This is a genomic window from Nocardioides sp. QY071, from assembly GCF_029961765.1.
Taxonomy (GTDB): Bacteria; Actinomycetota; Actinomycetes; order Propionibacteriales; family Nocardioidaceae; genus Nocardioides.
The window spans coordinates 1,273,213-1,289,510 of the sequence record NZ_CP124681.1 but is presented as its reverse complement, the minus strand read 5'-3'; the positions used below and the strand labels follow the sequence as shown (position 1 = coordinate 1,289,510).

Sequence of the window (16,298 nt, the reverse complement as noted above, 5' to 3'; positions counted from 1 at the left end):
ATGTCCGTTGTCACTCTCAAGGCGAGAGTGCCAGCATCATGTTTAGCACTCGACCATGGCGAGTGCAAGGAGAAGGGGTGGTCAGGAGCGCGCGAGACGCCCCGCGACGACGGTCGCGAAGCGGTCGGCGTTGGCCGGGTCGACGTCGAGGTACAGGCCCGGCTCGATCAGCTCCAGCTCACTGACCGCCCAGGCGCCGTCCCGGACCATCAGGTCGACCCGGGCATAGGCGAGGTCGGCTCCCAGCAGCGTTGCAGCCGCCCGCACCGCGCCCTCCGCGACCGCCGCCCGGTCCGGGGCCAGGGCGACGGGCCGGCTCGAGCCGCACAGCTCGTGGACCCGCACCTCCCCCGTCGCCGCGACCTTGTCGACCTGCGCCACGGCGCGCCCGTCGAAGACGTAGACCGACGACTCCCCGGTCGTCCGCACCGACTCCACGAGCGGCTGGGCGATCCACGGCCCGGCGACCAGTCCCTCGAGCCGCGGGTCGTCGGTGCGCTCGGCCACCACGACGCCCACGCCGCCCGCGCCGGTGCGCGGCTTCACGACCACGCTCCCCCAACGGGCCAGGGCCTTCGCCAACCCACCGGCACAGTCAGTGTCGTCGATGAGCATCGTCGGCACCGTCGCCACCAGCTCCGCGAGGTCGAGCAGATAGGCCTTGTCGGCGTTCCAGGCGAACACCTCGGCACCGTTGAGCAGCGGCGTCACCGCCTCGAGCTCCCGCGCCCAGGCGAGGAACGAAGGCAGCCGGCGGTGGTAGTCCCAGGTCGAGCGGACTGCGACCAGGTCGGCCGCGGCCCAGTCGACCGCCGGGTCGTCCCAGCACACCCAGCGGCTCTCGATCCCGCGCTCGGCGAGCGCGGCGCCCAGCGCGGCACCTCCCGGCTCGCCGTCGGGCAGCAGGTCGAAGGTGGCGAGGAGGACGGTGGCCATGGCCCCAACGTTAGGAGGCAGGCGCCAGCGATGCCCGGCTCAGTGCGGGTGACCCTCGTTGCTCGGGTTCGTGTCGCCCGTGTCGGGCGACTCGGCCGATTCCTGCTGCTCGGGCGCCGCGGGAAGATCGACACCCACCGGGTGCTTGTCGCGCCAGTCAGCCGAGTCGACGACCTCCTGACGGTGCTCGCGGAGCAGGCCGGCGACGGTCTGGTCGGTGTGGTCGAAGAGCTTGCCGATGTCGTCGAGGGTCTCTCCCGCGTCGACGAGGTCGTGCGAGGTCCGCAGCAGGACGTTCTCCAGCGTCTCGGCGACGGCGTTGTAGATCGGCCACGGCCCGGTCGGGACCATTCCCTGGTGGTCGCGTGTCCAGGGGCCGGCTCCCACCGCAAGGTGCTTGGCCGCCGTCTTCACGTGGCCCGCGACGGCCGGCATCTTCTGGGTGCCGATCCGGTGCAGCTTCTGCGGGTAGATCTCGAGCAGGTTGCGCTGGACCAGGTTGTTGCCCGTCGGGTCGGTCTCCCGGATGATCCGTGGCGGGCCGAGCCGGAAGGGCGAGCTCGCTGCGCCGACGGCCTCCTCGACCGACGTGAGGGCCTGGTAGCTGTCCGACTCGACACCGTAGATCTTGTCGTCGAGCTCGTTGAGCGCGCCGACGATGTTGTCGAGCACGACCTGCGGGTCGGCCGAGCCCATCGGCGGCAGCTCCGCGTTGTCGTCACCGTCGTCCGTGGGCCAGAACTGCGCGAGCAGGCCGTTGATGGTGGCGACCGGGCCGATGACCGCCGCGGCCGCACCTTCGGTCACGACCAGGGATGCGGCTGCCGTGAGCGTGCCGACGACCGTGAAGACGAAGGATGCCACTCCGTTGTCACCACCGGACTCCTCACGCCCGGCACCACCCATCGCCTCGAACCCGGCGATGGCGATGGACAGCACGTCGGCGCGGGTCCGGGTCCACAGCTCCTTCTGCGCGGCGATCGCGAGCTTCAGGTGAGCAGCGACCTCGAACTGCGCCGCGTTCACGCCGGCGTAGTCGTTGACATAGTTCTCGTAGAACGTGTCGACCGCGGTGGAGCCGCCCGAGAGCATCGACCCCAGCTGACCGACGATGTCGTCCATCAGGTTGGGGATCGGCCCGACGCCCTTGAAGTTCTTGATGTTGCTGCCCGAGCCACCCTCACTCGTCCCCCCGGAGGAGATCCCGGGGCACAGCTCGGTGAGCGCCGTGTCGAGCCGGGCCAGCTGGGGCGTGAAGCCATCGGGCTCGGGCAGGATCCGCCACGGAGCGAACACGCTGCGGACCGCGGTGATCCAGGGCAGGTAGACCTTCTGGTACGGGTTGAACTCGAAGACCTCGTTGTTCTCGTCGTAGGCGCCCCAAGCCGGGGAGAGCTCGACCTTGACGTCGCCGGTGTCCCCGTCCTGCCAGCTCCGGATCCGGTCACCAGGGGTGATGAAGTAGCCGACCCGGGTGAACTCGAAGAGTGGGCCCAGGTTCGGGTCGCAGTTCGGGTCCTGCACGGGAATCGACAGGTAGCCGTTGCGTTCCATGTCGGCCCGGATCGCCAAGCTGATGATGGCGTTGACCCAACCGTCAAGGCGACCGACGTAGTAGTCCGACACACTTACCTCCCAAGATCGACGAGCAGACAGTCCCCCACGCCCACCGACGACAAACCGCGCCGTCCAAGCGTTTCTCGCCGGGCTCCTGCGGGAACGTGCTGGCCGTGACGACGCGACGGCTCCTGCTCGCCGGCCTCGTCGTCGCGGTTGCGGGAGCTCTGCTCGCTCTGGCGGTCGTCGCCACGACAGACCACGGGTGGCGGGTGCCGGACTCCGCCGGTTCGTACGTCGGCACCGTCGGCTCCGTGGTCGTCACGGTCTCGCCGTCCCAGGTCAACGGCTGGGATCTCGCGTCCGGCGAGCGCCGGTGGCGGTGGCGATCAGGCACCCGGAGCGCCTCCGACGCCCTCCGGGTGGGCGAGCGGGTGGTGCTCCGCACCGGCGAGGACCTCGTCGCGCTCGACGGCGACTCCGGTCGCGAGCGGTGGCGCGTCGCCCTGCCGGTGGGGCTCGACCCGGTGACGGCCGACGGTGACGTCCTGGTCCTCACCCGCCGCGACGGCACCGGCAGCCGCGCGCTCGACGTCACCGACGGGCACACCGTCTGGGAGATGCCCGGTCGGGCCGGGGTCAGCAGCCAGGCCGAGGAGCTGGTGTCGTCCGTGCGGTCCTACGGGTCGCCGTACGTCGTCGTGGCCGGCGCGGACGCCGGAGTCTCCCGACTGCAGGTCGTCCAGGTGCGCACAGGCGTCGTCGCCCGGTCGGTCCCGGGCGCTGCCGAGTTCACCCTCCAGGGCAATCACCTGCTCACCCGGTCGCTCGTCCTGCAGAAGGACCCACGCCGCTACGAGCTCGGACCGTGGCAGGGCTACGAGGTCGAGAGCACCGCCGCGCCCTGGTCCGCGCCGGTCGACGTGACGTCGCCGTGGGTCGGCGGGGGACCGAGTCCGGCCCAGTCGGACGCGGTGATCGACGGGCTCCAGGTGCCGGACCGGCGCTGGCTCGCCCTGGACACGGACACCGGCGAGATCGGGACCCTGAGGCCACCGCGGGGCTGGCGGTGGGCCGGCGCACCCGAGCAGGCCGCCTTCGACACCGTGGAGCCGGGCACCGTCCTCGTCTCCCGGGGCGAGGCCGCCGGCGTCTGGCAGATCGGTGAGCGGAGCGTCACCTCGCTGCCCGACGCCGAGCGACGCCTGGCAGCCTTCGCGGGGCCGGGCGTCTACGCACAGCTCGTGCGCGCCGGGCGCCGGATCGGCGGCACCCTCACGCGCATCGACCTGGTGCGGGACGGCGAGGTCCACTCGCTGACCGTCGACCTCGAGCCGACCGACCACCTCCGGCTGGTCGTCCTCGACGAGACCGTGGCCGTGCTCGACCGTGGGCGGCTGGCACTTGTCGTCCCCGTCGCGGACTTCGGCTGAACCCGACCCCGGGACCGTCAGCGTGCGGCGTCGGAGGACCGCGGTGCCCGGTGACCGAACGGCACCCGCTCCGCGTGCCCCAGCGCCAGCAGCACCGATGGCAGGAGCGCCTTGGCTGTGCGCTTGTAGCCCAGGGCGCTGGGGTGGAACCGGTCCAGGCTGAACATCTCGTCGGGATTGGTGATGAAGAACGGTCCGACGACGTGGGCGAGCGAGACGGCGTGCGCCCCGTTGCGTACGGCGACATCGGCCTGCGCGGCGGCGAGCTGGCGTGACATCCGCGAGCCGAGCGAGCGCAGCGGTTGCGGGACCGGCCGGAGCGCACCGAGGTCCGGGCAGGTGCCGACGACGACCTCGGTCCCCTGCTCGCGCAGCCGGGACACGGCCTCCTCCAGCTGGGCCGCCGACGTCGCCACGGGCACCCGGTGGGTCACGTCGTTGCCGCCGATCACGATGACGGCGACGTCGGCGTGGTAGCCGGCCGGCAGCCCGTCGAGCTGCCCGGCCAGCGCCGAGCTCTCCGAGCCCACGATCGCGGCGGTCCGCAGCGCGACCGGCCGGCGCAGCTCGCCGGCCAGGCCGCGGGCGACGCGGGCGCCGAGGGTGTCCTTGGCACGCTCGGCCCCCAGGCCGGCCGCGATCGAGTCGCCGAGGACCAGCAGGTGCAGCGGCGGGCCGTCGTACGACTTGCGCTTCCAGACCTTGTCCGCCGGGATCGCCTGCTCCCCGAGCGGCTTCCCGATCCGGGCGCGGGCGACGGCGGCCTGACGCCGAAGCAGCTCGCGCCCGCCACCGGTCGTCACGCCGATCCCGGCGAGGGCGACGCCGGCGGCGACGAGGGTGGTTCGGGTACGGCTCATGGCTGCTTTGAACCAGACCGGCCTGAACGGATCGTGGCTTCGCGGTTTCGCCCCGGTGTCGGGCATCTCGCACCTACGATCCCCGCATGCTCTCGCGCCTGTCGCTCGCCCTCGCCTGTGCCGTGCTGCTCGCCGGGTGCGGCGGGGAGCCCGTGGCCGAGGAGGACAAGATCCTGATCCCGTCGACGTCCTCCCCGCTGGGGCCCTCCCACGGCGGGACGGGCGCGGCGTCGCCGGAGGCGAAGCCGAAGAAGGAGAAGCAGAGGAAGGCGAATGTGGTCCTCGCCCCGCAGGCCGGCATCCGGTTCACCGCTCCGGCGGGCTGGGCACCGTGGACAGCCGAGGACCTTGCGGGCACCGCACGCAGCTCCGAGCTCCAGGGACTGCTGGACCGGATGGGGATGACCCGCGAGCAGTTCGCACGCTCGCTCGACGACTTCGACGCGTTCCTGGTCGGCTTCGCCGGCAACCTCAACGTCTCCACGGTCGGCACCGGCAGCGTCCTGCCGTCCGAGGCCGAGATGCGCGCGCAGTACGGGGCGGTCACCTCGTCCATCGACGACGTCGAGGACGTCGACACGGCCGCCGGCCCGGGCCGTGTCCTCCACTACACGATCACCGTCGGCACCCGAGTGCAGTACGGCGCCTCCCTGATGCTCCTCACCGGCGGCCGGTTCGCGAACCTGACGATCACCACGGCCGACGCGGACGAGAGCAGGTCCCGGATGAGCGATCTCCTGCCGACGATCCGCCGGTCCTGACCTCAGTCCGCGACGAGCACCGTCGGCTCGTGCGCGACCGGGAAGTTGACCGACGCCGCGATGAAGCAGTTCGCGCTCGCCTCGCCGTGGATCTCCTGAGCGGTCGCGGCCATCGAGGCGTCGGCGACGGTGACCCGGGGACGCAGCGTGACCGAGGTGAAGCGTCCACCCTGCCCCACCTGCGCCATCGTGCCGACCGGGCTGTCGTCGTACGCGACCACGACGACGCCGTGGTTGACCGCGGAGTGGAGGTACGACAGCAGGTGGCACTGCGCCAGCGCGGCGAGGAGGAGCTCCTCGGGGTTCCAGCGGCCGGCGTCACCGCGGAAGGTCGGATCGGCGGAGCCGAGCAGGTCGGGCTTGCCGGCCGCGGTGAGGAGGACGTCGCGGTCGTAGTCCCGGTAGCCGGACGTGCCGGTGCCGCGGTTGCCCTGCCAGACCAGGTCGAGCGCATAGCTGTGATCGGTCACCGGACCATTCTGTAGCGAGAACTTGTTCTAGTTTGGCACTCTTCTCCTGTGACCCCCACCACAGAGACCACCGCGCGCCCGATCAACCTCGCCGACGTGCTCGAGGCGATGGCCGACGCGCTGCCCGACCGGGCGGCCGTGCACACCGGCGACCGGGTGTGGACCTTCGCGGAGATCGACGAGCGCGCGACGCGCCTGGCCAACCACCTGGTGGACCTCGGGATCCAGCCGGGCGAGCACGTCGCAGTGCACTCGACCAACCGGATCGAGTGGGTCGACGCGCTCTACGGCTGCCTCAAGGCCCGGGCCGTGCCGATCAACATCAACTACAAGTACCTCCGCGACGAGCTGGCCTACCTGTACGGCAACGCCGACTGCGTCGCGACCATCGTCGCGCCGGAATACGTCGACGCGGTGGCCGAGCTCGACCTGCCGACGCTGCGACACACGATCGTCCTCGGGGACGAGTACGACGCCACGCTGGCCGCGTCCTCCCCCGAGCGGAAGGTCACCGGCCGTAGCGCCGATGACCACTACGTGCTCTACACCGGCGGCACGACCGGCTACCCCAAGGGCGTCGTGTGGCGCAACGAGGACCTGATCCGCGCCGCACTCAACGCCGCGCGGTACGGCGCACCGCTGGACTCGATCGAGCAGCTCGTCGCCGAGGCGAGCGCCGTCGAGAGCCCGATGGTGCTGCTCGCCTGCGGCCCGATGATGCACGGCGGCAGCCAGTGGATCCTCGGCAACGCGCACGTCGCCGGCCAGACCGTGGCGCTCTACACCGAGCCGCACTTCGACGCGGCGTCGATCCTCGACCTCGTCCAGACCGCGAAGGTCGTCTCGCTGACCTTCCTCGGCGACGCGATGGGCCGCCCGGTCGCCGAGGCGATCCTCGCCGAGCCCGACCGGTGGGACCTGTCCAGCCTGGCCGCGGTGTCCAACGGCGCCGCTCCCCTGTCCGACGGCGTGCGCGAGGAGATCCGCCGCGCGCTGCCCGGCCGGTTCATCCTCGACTCCTACGGCTCCTCCGAGTCCGGCGCCGCCGGGTCCCGGATGGACGACGGCACCGACGGCGGCCAGAGTGCCCCGCGGTTCACCGTGACCGACCAGGTCGAGGTCTTCGACACCGAGTTCAAGCCGTGCCCGGTCGGCGTCGACGGGATGCTCGGCCGCTCCGGCCCGGTGCCGCTCGGCTACTACAAGGACCCGGTCAAGACGGCCGCCACGTTCAAGGAGATCGACGGCGTGCGCTGGGCGATCCCGGGCGACTTCGCGCGCCGCGAGGAGGACGGCTCGGTCACGGTCCTGGGCCGCGGCTCGGTGTGCATCAACACCGGCGGTGAGAAGGTCCACCCCGAGGAGGTCGAGGCGGTGCTGCTGCGCCACGACGACATCTTCGACGCGGTCGTGGTCGGCACCCCGCACGAGCGCTGGGGCCAGCAGGTCACCGCACTGGTGCAGCGCCGCGAGGGCTCGACCCTGACCGAGGACGACGTCCGCGACCACTGCCGCGCGCTCATCTCCAACTACAAGGTGCCGAAGACGATCCTGTTCATCGACGAGGTGCCGCGCACCCCGGTCAGCAAGGTCGACTACCCGGCCAGCACGGCCCTGGCGGCCCAGCTTCTCGGCTGAGTCGCGCACCGCACCCCATGCGAATTGGTCGGCAATTCCGCCGTACGGCGACCAAATCGCATGGGGCGCGGTCGTTCAGCAGCCGCCGGCGACCGCGGGGATCACCGAGACCTCGGCGCCGTCGGGCGTCGGGGTGTCGAGCTCCTGCTCGAAGCGCACGTCGTCGTTGTTGACGTAGACGTTGACGAAGCGGCGCAGCTTGCCGTCCTCGTCGAGGATCCGGCCCTTGATGCCCGCGTAGTTGGCGTCGAGGTCGTCGAGGATCTCGGAGAGCTTGGCGCCGGTGGCGCTGACCTCGGACTCACCACCGGTGTAGGTGCGGAGGATGGTGGGGATCCGGACGCTGACTGCCATGGGGGCTCTCCTGGTCTGCTGGTGAAGGGGTGGGCCGGAGCCGGTCTCAGAGACCGGTCTCCTTGAAGGCCTTGTAGCTCGGGGCGATGGTCGCCGCCGCGCCGACCTGGCCGGAGACCGCGTCGAGGGTCTTGAGGCCGTGGCCGGTGTTGATGATGACCGTCTCGAGGCTGGGGTCGAGCTGGCCGGTCTCGACGAGCTTCTTGGTGACCGCGGTCGTCGTACCGCCGGCGGTCTCGGTGAAGATCCCCTCGGTGCGGGCGAGCAGCACGATGCCCTCGCGGATCTCCTCATCGGTGACCTCCTCGACGGCGCCGCCGGTGCGGCGGGCGATGTCGAGGACGTAGATGCCGTCGGCGGGGTTGCCGATGGCCAGGCTCTTCGCGATGGTGTCGGGCTTGACCGGGCGGATCGCGTCGACCCCGGCCTTGTAGGCGGTCGCGACCGGGCCACAGCCGGTGGCCTGGGCGCCGAAGATCCGGTAGGGCTTGTCCTCCACGAGGCCGAGCTTGATCAGCTCCTGGAAGGACTTGTCGACCTTGGTCAGCTGGGAGCCGGACGCGACCGGGATGACGACCTGGTCCGGAAGCCGCCAGCCGAGCTGCTCGGCGATCTCGTAGCCCAGGGTCTTGGAGCCCTCGGCGTAGTAGGGCCGCACGTTGACGTTGACGAACGCCCAGCCCTCCTCCTCGCCGGCGATCTCGGAGGCGAGCTTGTTGACGTCGTCGTAGTTGCCGTCGACGGCGACCAGGTTCTCGGTGAAGATCGCCGAGTTGACCTGCTTGGGCTGCTCGAGGTTGCTGGGGATGAACACGACGGTCTTGATCCCGGCACGGGCGCCGGCAGCGGCCACCGCGTTGGCGAGGTTGCCGGTCGAGGGGCAGGCGAAGACGGTCGAGCCGAGCTCGCGAGCGGCGCTGAGCGCGCAGGCGACGACGCGGTCCTTGAAGGAGTTCGTCGGGTTGGTGGAGTCGTCCTTGACCCAGAGCTTGTCGATGCCGAGCTCGGCGGCCAGGTTCTTCGCGTCGAGCAGCCGGGTGAAGCCGGGCTCGGTGTTGGGGCTGGTCTCGATGTCGCTCGGGACCGGCAGCAGCGCCTTGTAGCGCCAGATGTTGCGGGGGCCGGCTTCGATCTCCTCGCGGGTGATCGCCGGGAAGTCGTAGGAGATCTCCAGCGGCCCGAAGCACTCCGGGCAGGCGTAGAACGGGCCCAGGTCGACCCGGTGGCCGCACTCACGACAGGAGAGGGCGGTGGCGTTGCCGAACGCGCCCTCGCGCAGGCCGGGCTTCGTCTCGGTCGTCTCGACCTCGGTCACAACGGCGCTCATGGATTCCTCCTTCTCATCTGTCCCGGCGACTCTCGCGCGGGTCGGATTTGGCACCGTTTCCGCGACGTCGGATCCCTGCGAGCAGGTGTCCGACGGGAGTTCGCGGCGGTTGCCGGGACTTCTCAGGGCCGTTCCCTCAGTCCCTCTGGATGAGCACGCACAGCCTAGGGGCGATCCACCACCGACACCCAATCGAGATCCCGGATACCGAGACTGACGTCCGGAATATGAGACTCAAGAAGTACGACGCGCCGCGCGCGCGTCGGTCGCGAGCTGCCGGAGCAGGTCGAGCACGCCGGCGGGACCATGCACGACGACGTCGGAGAGCGCGACCAGGGCACTCTGCTCGTCGGACGCCGAGCACACCCGCAGGGTGGCCAGGCCGCGGTCGCCGAGCTCCTCGACGGCCTCGAACGCCTCGACGTCGCCGAGGTCGTCGCCGGCGAACAGGAAGCCGTCGGCCTCGAGCACCGCGGCCAGGCGGTGCACGACCATGCCCTTGTGGGAGCCGGCCGAGCGCACCTCGATCACCGACTTGCCGGGCTCGAGGACCAGCCCGTGCCGGTCGGCGAGCTCGCGCAGCGAGGGCAGCAGCCGGTCGAAGGCCTCTTCGGAGTCCGGCAGGCGCCGGGTGTGGACCGCGACCGCGAGCCCCTTGTCCTCGACGAACGCGTCGGCGGCGCCGGCGCTGCGCAGCGCGCGCGGCAGGTCGCGCTCGAAGGTCGCCAGGCCGCGCGGGGGGCGGGCTCCCTTGATGCGGCGGTGGCTCGAGCTCCAGCGCTCGTTGCCGTACTGGCCGAAAACGAACAGCTCCTTGCCGGCCGCCTCGAGGGCGTCGCCGACCTCCTCCAGCCCCCCGAGGTCGAGCGCCTGGCGCGCGGGTCGCCCGGTGATCACCGCGATCGCGGCGACCTCCTCGGCCAGCGCCGTCAGCACCGCCGGCGCGTCCGGGTGGATGTGCGCCTGGGCGGGGTCGTCGACGATCGGTGACAGGGTGCCGTCGAAGTCCAGGCCGACGACGGTCCGCGACGCGACGCGCACCAGGGCGTCGTACCGCTGCTGGCCGGGAACCGACGTGAACCTCACGCACCCCATCCCATCACGTCGCCCGCGATCGCGGATGACGGGTGGGTGAACCTTCAATCGGGTGGGGCCGGATCGGATCAGTCCAGCTCGCCGGTCAAGATGACCGTGAGGTTCGTGTCGCTCATGTCGCTGTCGGTGTCGGCGGGCAGCACCCGGGCGATGCCCAGGTCGAGCGCGAGCTGCTGGGCGACCGCCTTCTTGCCCTTCGGGAAGTAGACGCTGGTGGCGGGGACGGTGCCGTACCAGTTGTCGGCGGCCGCGACCTTCCAGCCGGCGGCCTTCACCTTCTCCGCGACCCGGCCGGCCAGGCCGCGGATCGCGGTGTTGTTGAAGACCACGACCGAGTGGTCACCGCGTACGACGGGCGGCGGGGCGGGCTTGTCCTCGGTAGGCGTCGCGGTCGGCTCGGTGCCGGCATCACCGGGCTCGTCGGTGGCGGTCGGGGTGGCGGCCGCCTTGGTGGCGGAGATGTCGCGCTCGGCCGGGCCGTCGCCGCGGGTCGCGACGAAGGCGATGGCCGCGAGGACCACGGCGACGATGCTGAGCAGCACCACGGGCGAGGGCAGGACGGCGCCGCGCTCGTCTCGGGTGCGAGTGGGCCAGGTGGGGAAGGTCATGGCCGCCTCTCCGGGTAGCTGGGCTGGTGGGTCAGATCTCGAAGCCCAGGCGCCGCGCGGACCGCTGCCGCTGACGCTGCGAGCGCAGGCGCCGCAGGCGACGCACGAGCAGCGGGTCGGCCTCGAGGGCCTCGGGGCGGTCGATCAGCGCGTTGAGCACCTGGTAGTAGCGGGTCGCGCTCATGTCGAACTGCTCGCGCACGGCGCTCTCCTTGGCGCCGGCGTACTTCCACCACTGGCGCTCGAAGGCGAGGATGTCGACGTCACGCTTGCTGAGGCCAGCGGGAGCGGCGGCGTCGGCGGCCTGGGGGCTGCGCTCGGCGTTCATGCGGTCTCCTCGACGCTCGGGGCGGTTGCGACAACTCTTCGCGAGTAACTGTAACCCGCGAATCACAACCATGTCATTCGGCCGCGCCGGACGCACCCACCCTAGGCTCAGGCGCATGAGCGGCACCTCGGACCCCGTCGGCTGGGGCATCCTCGCCACCGGCAAGATCGCCCGCTCCTTCGCGGCCGACCTGGCCCTGGTCCCCGGCGCGCGACTCGCGGCCGTGGGCTCCCGGAGCGAGGGGTCCGCGCGGGCCTTCGCGAGTGAGTACGGCGACAGCGGCACCCGCGCCCACGGCAGCTACGAGGCGCTCGTGGCCGACCCCGGGGTCGAGGTCGTCTACGTCGCGACGCCGCACTCGCTCCACCTCGACGGCGCCCGCGCCGCGTTCGCGGCGGGCAGGCACGTGCTGTGCGAGAAGCCACTGACCCTGCGCACCTCCGACGCCGAGGAGATGGTGCGCCTGGCGACCGGGCACGACCGGTTCCTGATGGAGGCGATGTGGACCGTGTGCCACCCGGTGGTCCGACAGCTCCGGGGCGAGCTGGCGAGCGGCCGCTTCGGTACGCCGCACCACCTGGCGGCCGAGCTCGGATTCCGGGTCGACGCCGGACCGACCGACCGGATGCTCGCCCCGGAGCTCGGCGGTGGGGCACTGCTCGACATGGGGATCTACCCGCTGACCTTCGCCCACCTGATGCTCGGCGAGGCCGAGGAGCTGCGCGGGGTGGGCACGGTCGACGGGAGCGGGGTCGACCTCGACGTCGCCATCGCCGGCCGCTATCCCGGAGGCGTGGTCGCCACCCTGCACGCGTCGATGACGTCGTGGTCGACGCGCGCCGCGTCGATCGCCACCGACCTCGGCCGGGTGGAGCTGCAGGGCGACTTCCACCACCCCACGTCCGCTGTGTTCACGCCGGTCGGTCACCCCGACCAGCAGGTCGTGCTCACCGGGGACGAGCCCGTGATCGGTCGCGGCTACGGCAACGAGATCGTCGAGGTCGACCGCTGCGTGCGCGCCGGGCTGCGGGAGAGCCCGCTGGTCCCCCACGCACAGACGCTCGCGATCCTGCGCCAGATGGACGCGCTGCGCGCCGACCTGGGGATCCGCTATCCCGGCGACTGAGAGTCGGCGCGCAGGAAGCGCACCACGGCCAGCACCCGGCGGTGGGACTGGTCGTCGTCGGGGCTGAGCCCGAGCTTCGCGAAGATCCGTTGGGTGTGCTTCTCGACCGCCGCCAACGAGACGACCAGGGCCTCGGCGACGGCGGCGTTGGAGCGGCCCTCGGCCATCAGTGCGAGCACCTCCCGCTCGCGCGGGGTCAGCGCGGCCAGCGGGTCGCGCTGCCGGCCCATCAGGTGCTTGACGACCACGGGGTCGAGCACCGTCCCGCCCTCGGCGACCGTACCGAGGGCGTCGAGGAACTCCCCGACCTCGCTGACCCGGTCCTTGAGCAGGTAGCCGACGCCGCCCTCTCCGGTGGCGAGCAGCTCGTCGGCGTACGACGCGACGACGTACTGCGACAGCACGAGGACCCGCGCCTGTGGCCAGGCCCGCCGGCAGGCCACGGCGGCCCGCAGCCCCTCGTCGGTGTGGCTGGGCGGCATCCGGACGTCGGCTATCGCCAGGTCCGGGCGCTGCTCGAGGACCGCGTCGACCAGCGCCGGTCCGTCGCCGACGGCCGCCACGACCTCGTGCCCGGCCTCGGCGAGCAGCAGCTGGAGTCCCTCGCGCAGCAGCACGGAGTCGTCGGCGACCACGATCCTCACGCCGCCATCCTCACCGCAGCGGCACCTGCGCGCGCAGCCGGGTCGGGCCGCCCACCGGCGAGGCCACGAACAGCGCGCCGTCGACACCGGCCAGGCGCTCACGGAGGCCGGCCAGTCCGTGACCGGGTACGTCGGCCGCCCCACCGCAGCCGTTGTCGTCGACGGTGACCTCCAGCCGGCCCTCGACGACGGCGAGGGCGAGGTCGGCACGGTCCGCGCCGCTGTGCTTGACCACATTGCTCAGCGCCTCGGCCGCGACGAAGTAGGCGGCCGTCTCGACCGCCAGCGGCAGCTCCGGGGGGACGTCTGCCGTGACCTGCACCGGGATCGGCTGGCCGTCGGCCATCTCGGCGACGGCGGCGGCCAGGCCGCGGTCGACCAGCAGCGGCGGGGCGATCCCCCGCGACAGCGCCCGCAGCTCCTCGACCGCCTCACGGGTCTGGGCCACCGCAGCGTCGAGCGTGCGAGCGGCCGTGGCGGGGTCGTCGGCCAGCTGCACCCGGGCCCGGCCCAGGTCCATGCCGAGCCGGATCAGCCGCTGCTGCGGGCCGTCGTGGATGTCGCGCTCGAGCTTGCGCAGGGACCCGGCCTCGGCCCGGTGCGCCGACTCGCGACTCTCCTCGACGTGCGCCACCCGGCCCTGCAGCTCGGCGCGGCTGGTCAGCAGCACCGATGCGAGGCTGGCGTGCACGAGGGCCGCGAACCTCATCGCGAACGGCAGCGTCACCAGCGCGAGGAGCCCGATCCCGGAGATCAGGCCGATGTCGGCGACGCGGCTGTCGCCGAGCCCGATCAGGTCGGCGAGGCTCTGCGCATCGCTGTCGTCACGCGGGATGTACCGCTCCCAGAACCAGTACGACAGCCCGCCGAGGACCGAGGTCCACCAGGTGATCACGACAGAGAAGGCGACCGTCGCGGTGATCCAGCCGACCAGCGACCACACCACGTCCAGCCAGGACTGCGGGTCCCGCAGCGGGGTCAGCGACCGGCGCCAGAAGCCGTCGCCGCCGTGCGCCCGGAGGTACGTCGGCTCCGGCACCGGCCGGCCCGCGAGCACCGCGAGCCGGCGGCGTTCCACGAAGGCGAACCCGCGGGCGGCGTACGTCCCGACCACGAGGACGAACACGCCACCGACCACGACGGCCAGCCCGAGCCCCGCGGACACGAAGGCGATCACCACGACGAGGGCGACCAGGGCTACCGGCAGCGCCGTGAAGGCGTAGCCGGTGTCGCGCAGCCACCGCTTCATCAGCGGTTGCGCGGGCGGGGGCAGCACCAGGGTCTCGGTCATGGGTCCAGCGTGGTCGGGACGGGTCGTCGGGAGAATCCTGCCAGCACGACACCTGATGTCGGGCCAGCCCGACATCCTGCGCCCCACTAGGGTGGTGGACGTGGGCCATGACCTCGTGATCGTCGCCAACCGCCTCCCCGTCGACCGCGTCACCGACCGCACCGGGAAGACCCGCTGGCGCCGGTCCCCCGGGGGCCTGGTGTCGGCCATCGAGCCGGTGATGCGGGCTCACGACGGGGTCTGGGTCGGCTGGCCGGGCGGCACGAAGTCGTTCAAGCCGTTCAAGGTCGACGGCCTCGACCTGGTGCCGCTCGCGATGTCGGCGGAGGAGATCGAGGAGCACTACGAGGGCTTCTCCAACGGCACCCTGTGGCCGCTCTACCACGACGTCGTGGCGAAGCCGGAGTTCCACCGCGAGTGGTGGGACACGTACGTGAAGGTCAACCGGCGCTTCGCGGAGCGCACCGCCGAGCTGGCCAACGACGGCGCGACCGTGTGGGTCCACGACTACCAGCTGCAGCTGGTGCCGCAGATGCTGCGCGAGCTGCGCCCGGACCTGCGGATCGGCTTCTACCTGCACATCCCGTTCCCGCCGGCCGAGCTGTTCCAGCAGCTGCCGTGGCGCCGTCAGATCCTCGAGGGCCTGCTCGGTGCCGACCTGGTGGGCTTCCAGCTGCCCGGCGCGGCGCAGAACTTCATCCGCCTGGTCCGCCAGCGGGTCGGCCACAAGACGCACCGCGACCTCGTCTACCTGCCCGACGGACGCACCGTGCGCGCCGCCGCGTTCCCGATCTCGATCGACGCCGCCGGGTTCGAGGAGCTGGCCCGCTCGGAGGCGGTGGCCGAGCGGGCCGAGGCGATCCGCGACGCTCTCGGCAACCCGCGCAGGATCTTCCTCGGCATCGACCGGCTCGACTACACCAAGGGCATCCACGCCCGGCTGCGTGCCTTCGGCGAGCTGATCCGCGACGGCTCGTTCACCGTCGACGACGCGGTGTTCGTCCAGGTCGCCGTCCCCTCGCGCGAGCGGGTCGAGCACTACCGCAACCTGCGCGACGACATCGAGCTGCTCGTCGGCCGGATCAACGGCGACCTCGGCCGGATCGGCCGGCCGGCCGTGAGCTACCTGCACACGTCGTACCCGCGCGAGGAGATGGCCGCCCTCTACCGCGCCGCCGACATCATGGTCGTCACGCCGTACCGCGACGGCATGAACCTGGTCGCCAAGGAGTACGTCGCCTGCCGGATCGACGACGACGGCGCGCTGGTGCTCTCGGAGTTCGCCGGCGCGGCCGACGAGCTGCGCCAGGCCTGGCTGGTCAACCCCTACGACATGAACGGCATGAAGGCCGCGCTCCTCGAGGCCTACGAGGCCGATCCCAAGGAGCTGACCCGGCGGATGAAGGCGATGCGGCGCCAGATCGCGCAGCATGACGTGAAGGCCTGGGCCGACAGCTTCATGACCGAGCTCGAGGACGAGAGCCACAGCCACACCAAGTCCGTGCGGCCGGCGACCCGCTCCTGAGCGGCAGTTTCGAGACCCACCCGGCGGGGCAGCACCCCGTCATGTCGATCTTCGCTCTCGTCCGCTCGGACATGACCAGAGCAGCATCGGCCGCAGAGGACTCGGCCGATGCTGCACGTGGCGCCGACGGCGCCGACGCCCTCGCCACCCTGGCGGCGGGCCTTCCCGGATCCACCATCTCCACCATCACCACCGCTCTCGGCAACGCCTGGAACACCGGCGTCGACGAGTGGGCGGACGGCGTGGACGCGTTCGGGGTCTCGATCAGCTCCGCGACCGGTGACGCCGACGGCACCGACGGCTCGTGCGGCGGGTTCCTGGACCACCTGCTCGGGCTGTGTTGAG

The 16,298-nt window shown here is 71.8% G+C and carries 17 protein-coding genes and 1 riboswitch; of the genes, 6 read left to right on the top strand and 11 right to left on the bottom strand.

The features are described 5' to 3' along the window. Positions 1–81 precede the first annotated feature (81 nt). Complete coding sequence (locus QI633_RS06080; protein ID WP_282428419.1) at positions 82–936, bottom strand: hypothetical protein; 855 nt, start codon at positions 934–936, stop codon at positions 82–84. A gap of 39 nt (positions 937–975) precedes the next feature. Further along, positions 976–2,562, bottom strand: a complete 1,587-nt coding sequence (locus QI633_RS06075; protein ID WP_141799960.1) for a hypothetical protein — start codon at positions 2,560–2,562, stop codon at positions 976–978. Between the two features lie 104 nt (positions 2,563–2,666). Between QI633_RS06075 and QI633_RS06070 the strand changes: the two genes are divergently transcribed. Then, a complete protein-coding gene (locus tag QI633_RS06070; RefSeq protein ID WP_282428418.1) occupies positions 2,667–3,926 on the top strand; it encodes a PQQ-binding-like beta-propeller repeat protein in 1,260 nt (419 codons plus the stop codon). 17 nt (positions 3,927–3,943) lie between these two features. Here the strand turns inward: QI633_RS06070 and QI633_RS06065 are convergent, their stop codons facing one another. Beyond that, positions 3,944–4,786 (bottom strand): SGNH/GDSL hydrolase family protein, encoded by an 843-nt coding sequence (locus tag QI633_RS06065; RefSeq protein WP_141799962.1) that lies wholly within the window; start codon positions 4,784–4,786, stop codon positions 3,944–3,946. 86 nt (positions 4,787–4,872) lie between these two features. Between QI633_RS06065 and QI633_RS06060 the strand changes: the two genes are divergently transcribed. Further along, a complete protein-coding gene (locus tag QI633_RS06060; protein ID WP_282428417.1) occupies positions 4,873–5,547 on the top strand; it encodes a hypothetical protein in 675 nt (224 codons plus the stop codon). Between the two features lie 2 nt (positions 5,548–5,549). Here the strand turns inward: QI633_RS06060 and QI633_RS06055 are convergent, their stop codons facing one another. Next, the gene (locus QI633_RS06055; RefSeq protein WP_282428416.1) at positions 5,550–6,017 is read right to left on the bottom strand and encodes an OsmC family protein; all 468 of its coding nucleotides are present in this window, start codon (positions 6,015–6,017) and stop codon (positions 5,550–5,552) included. A gap of 48 nt (positions 6,018–6,065) precedes the next feature. On the opposite strand from QI633_RS06055, the gene QI633_RS06050 reads away from it, so the two are divergent. Beyond that, the gene (locus tag QI633_RS06050) at positions 6,066–7,655 is read left to right on the top strand and encodes an acyl-CoA synthetase (RefSeq protein ID WP_282428415.1); all 1,590 of its coding nucleotides are present in this window, start codon (positions 6,066–6,068) and stop codon (positions 7,653–7,655) included. Between the two features lie 75 nt (positions 7,656–7,730). Here the strand turns inward: QI633_RS06050 and QI633_RS06045 are convergent, their stop codons facing one another. The 5 genes from QI633_RS06045 to QI633_RS06025 form a co-directional block, all read right to left on the bottom strand. After that, positions 7,731–8,009, bottom strand: coding sequence for a MoaD/ThiS family protein (locus tag QI633_RS06045; RefSeq protein WP_141799966.1), 279 nt, complete (start codon positions 8,007–8,009; stop codon positions 7,731–7,733). A 46-nt stretch (positions 8,010–8,055) separates the two neighbouring features. Beyond that, the gene (thrC, locus tag QI633_RS06040) at positions 8,056–9,336 is read right to left on the bottom strand and encodes a threonine synthase (protein ID WP_141799967.1); all 1,281 of its coding nucleotides are present in this window, start codon (positions 9,334–9,336) and stop codon (positions 8,056–8,058) included. A gap of 10 nt (positions 9,337–9,346) precedes the next feature. Beyond that, positions 9,347–9,492: riboswitch (SAM riboswitch) on the bottom strand. Positions 9,493–9,570: 78 nt separating this feature from the next. Then, complete coding sequence (gene otsB, locus QI633_RS06035) at positions 9,571–10,431, bottom strand: trehalose-phosphatase (protein WP_174245236.1); 861 nt, start codon at positions 10,429–10,431, stop codon at positions 9,571–9,573. A 68-nt stretch (positions 10,432–10,499) separates the two neighbouring features. Further along, entirely contained in the window at positions 10,500–11,039 is a 540-nt protein-coding gene (locus QI633_RS06030) for a LytR C-terminal domain-containing protein (RefSeq protein WP_141799969.1), read from the bottom strand. A 31-nt stretch (positions 11,040–11,070) separates the two neighbouring features. Next, the gene (locus tag QI633_RS06025) at positions 11,071–11,367 is read right to left on the bottom strand and encodes a DUF3263 domain-containing protein (protein WP_141799970.1); all 297 of its coding nucleotides are present in this window, start codon (positions 11,365–11,367) and stop codon (positions 11,071–11,073) included. A gap of 115 nt (positions 11,368–11,482) precedes the next feature. Here QI633_RS06025 and QI633_RS06020 point away from each other — a divergent pair, with 115 nt between their 5' ends. Then, positions 11,483–12,493, top strand: coding sequence for a Gfo/Idh/MocA family oxidoreductase (locus tag QI633_RS06020; protein ID WP_282428414.1), 1,011 nt, complete (start codon positions 11,483–11,485; stop codon positions 12,491–12,493). On the opposite strand, the gene QI633_RS06015 is transcribed toward QI633_RS06020, so the two are convergent. Continuing rightward, the gene (locus QI633_RS06015) at positions 12,478–13,137 is read right to left on the bottom strand and encodes a response regulator transcription factor (protein ID WP_141799972.1); all 660 of its coding nucleotides are present in this window, start codon (positions 13,135–13,137) and stop codon (positions 12,478–12,480) included. The genes QI633_RS06020 and QI633_RS06015 overlap by 16 nt on opposite strands. 10 nt (positions 13,138–13,147) lie before the next feature. Then, positions 13,148–14,428: a sensor histidine kinase gene (locus tag QI633_RS06010; RefSeq protein WP_282428413.1), complete on the bottom strand. Its 1,281-nt coding sequence runs from the start codon at positions 14,426–14,428 to the stop codon at positions 13,148–13,150. 55 nt (positions 14,429–14,483) lie between these two features. Between QI633_RS06010 and QI633_RS06005 the strand changes: the two genes are divergently transcribed. Both QI633_RS06005 and QI633_RS06000 read left to right on the top strand, forming a co-directional pair. Continuing rightward, complete coding sequence (locus tag QI633_RS06005; RefSeq protein WP_282428412.1) at positions 14,484–15,953, top strand: trehalose-6-phosphate synthase; 1,470 nt, start codon at positions 14,484–14,486, stop codon at positions 15,951–15,953. 41 nt (positions 15,954–15,994) lie between these two features. Beyond that, positions 15,995–16,297: a hypothetical protein gene (locus QI633_RS06000; protein WP_282428411.1), complete on the top strand. Its 303-nt coding sequence runs from the start codon at positions 15,995–15,997 to the stop codon at positions 16,295–16,297. Position 16,298: the final 1 nt, after the last annotated feature.

Excerpts from the sequence above, each read along its gene's own strand:
- QI633_RS06005 (WP_282428412.1), top strand. The coding sequence starts at position 14,484 with ATGTCGGGCCAGCCCGACATCCTGCGCCCCACTAGGGTGGTGGACGTG.
- QI633_RS06030 (WP_141799969.1), bottom strand. The coding sequence starts at position 11,039 with ATGACCTTCCCCACCTGGCCCACTCGCACCCGAGACGAGCGCGGCGCC.
- QI633_RS06000 (WP_282428411.1), top strand. The coding sequence starts at position 15,995 with ATGTCGATCTTCGCTCTCGTCCGCTCGGACATGACCAGAGCAGCATCG.
- QI633_RS06065 (WP_141799962.1), bottom strand. The coding sequence starts at position 4,786 with ATGAGCCGTACCCGAACCACCCTCGTCGCCGCCGGCGTCGCCCTCGCC.
- QI633_RS06025 (WP_141799970.1), bottom strand. The coding sequence starts at position 11,367 with ATGAACGCCGAGCGCAGCCCCCAGGCCGCCGACGCCGCCGCTCCCGCT.
- otsB (WP_174245236.1), bottom strand. The coding sequence starts at position 10,431 with ATGGGGTGCGTGAGGTTCACGTCGGTTCCCGGCCAGCAGCGGTACGAC.
- QI633_RS06045 (WP_141799966.1), bottom strand. The coding sequence starts at position 8,009 with ATGGCAGTCAGCGTCCGGATCCCCACCATCCTCCGCACCTACACCGGT.
- thrC (WP_141799967.1), bottom strand. The coding sequence starts at position 9,336 with ATGAGCGCCGTTGTGACCGAGGTCGAGACGACCGAGACGAAGCCCGGC.
- QI633_RS06020 (WP_282428414.1), top strand. The coding sequence starts at position 11,483 with ATGAGCGGCACCTCGGACCCCGTCGGCTGGGGCATCCTCGCCACCGGC.
- QI633_RS06080 (WP_282428419.1), bottom strand. The coding sequence starts at position 936 with ATGGCCACCGTCCTCCTCGCCACCTTCGACCTGCTGCCCGACGGCGAG.
- QI633_RS06060 (WP_282428417.1), top strand. The coding sequence starts at position 4,873 with ATGCTCTCGCGCCTGTCGCTCGCCCTCGCCTGTGCCGTGCTGCTCGCC.
- QI633_RS06010 (WP_282428413.1), bottom strand. The coding sequence starts at position 14,428 with ATGACCGAGACCCTGGTGCTGCCCCCGCCCGCGCAACCGCTGATGAAG.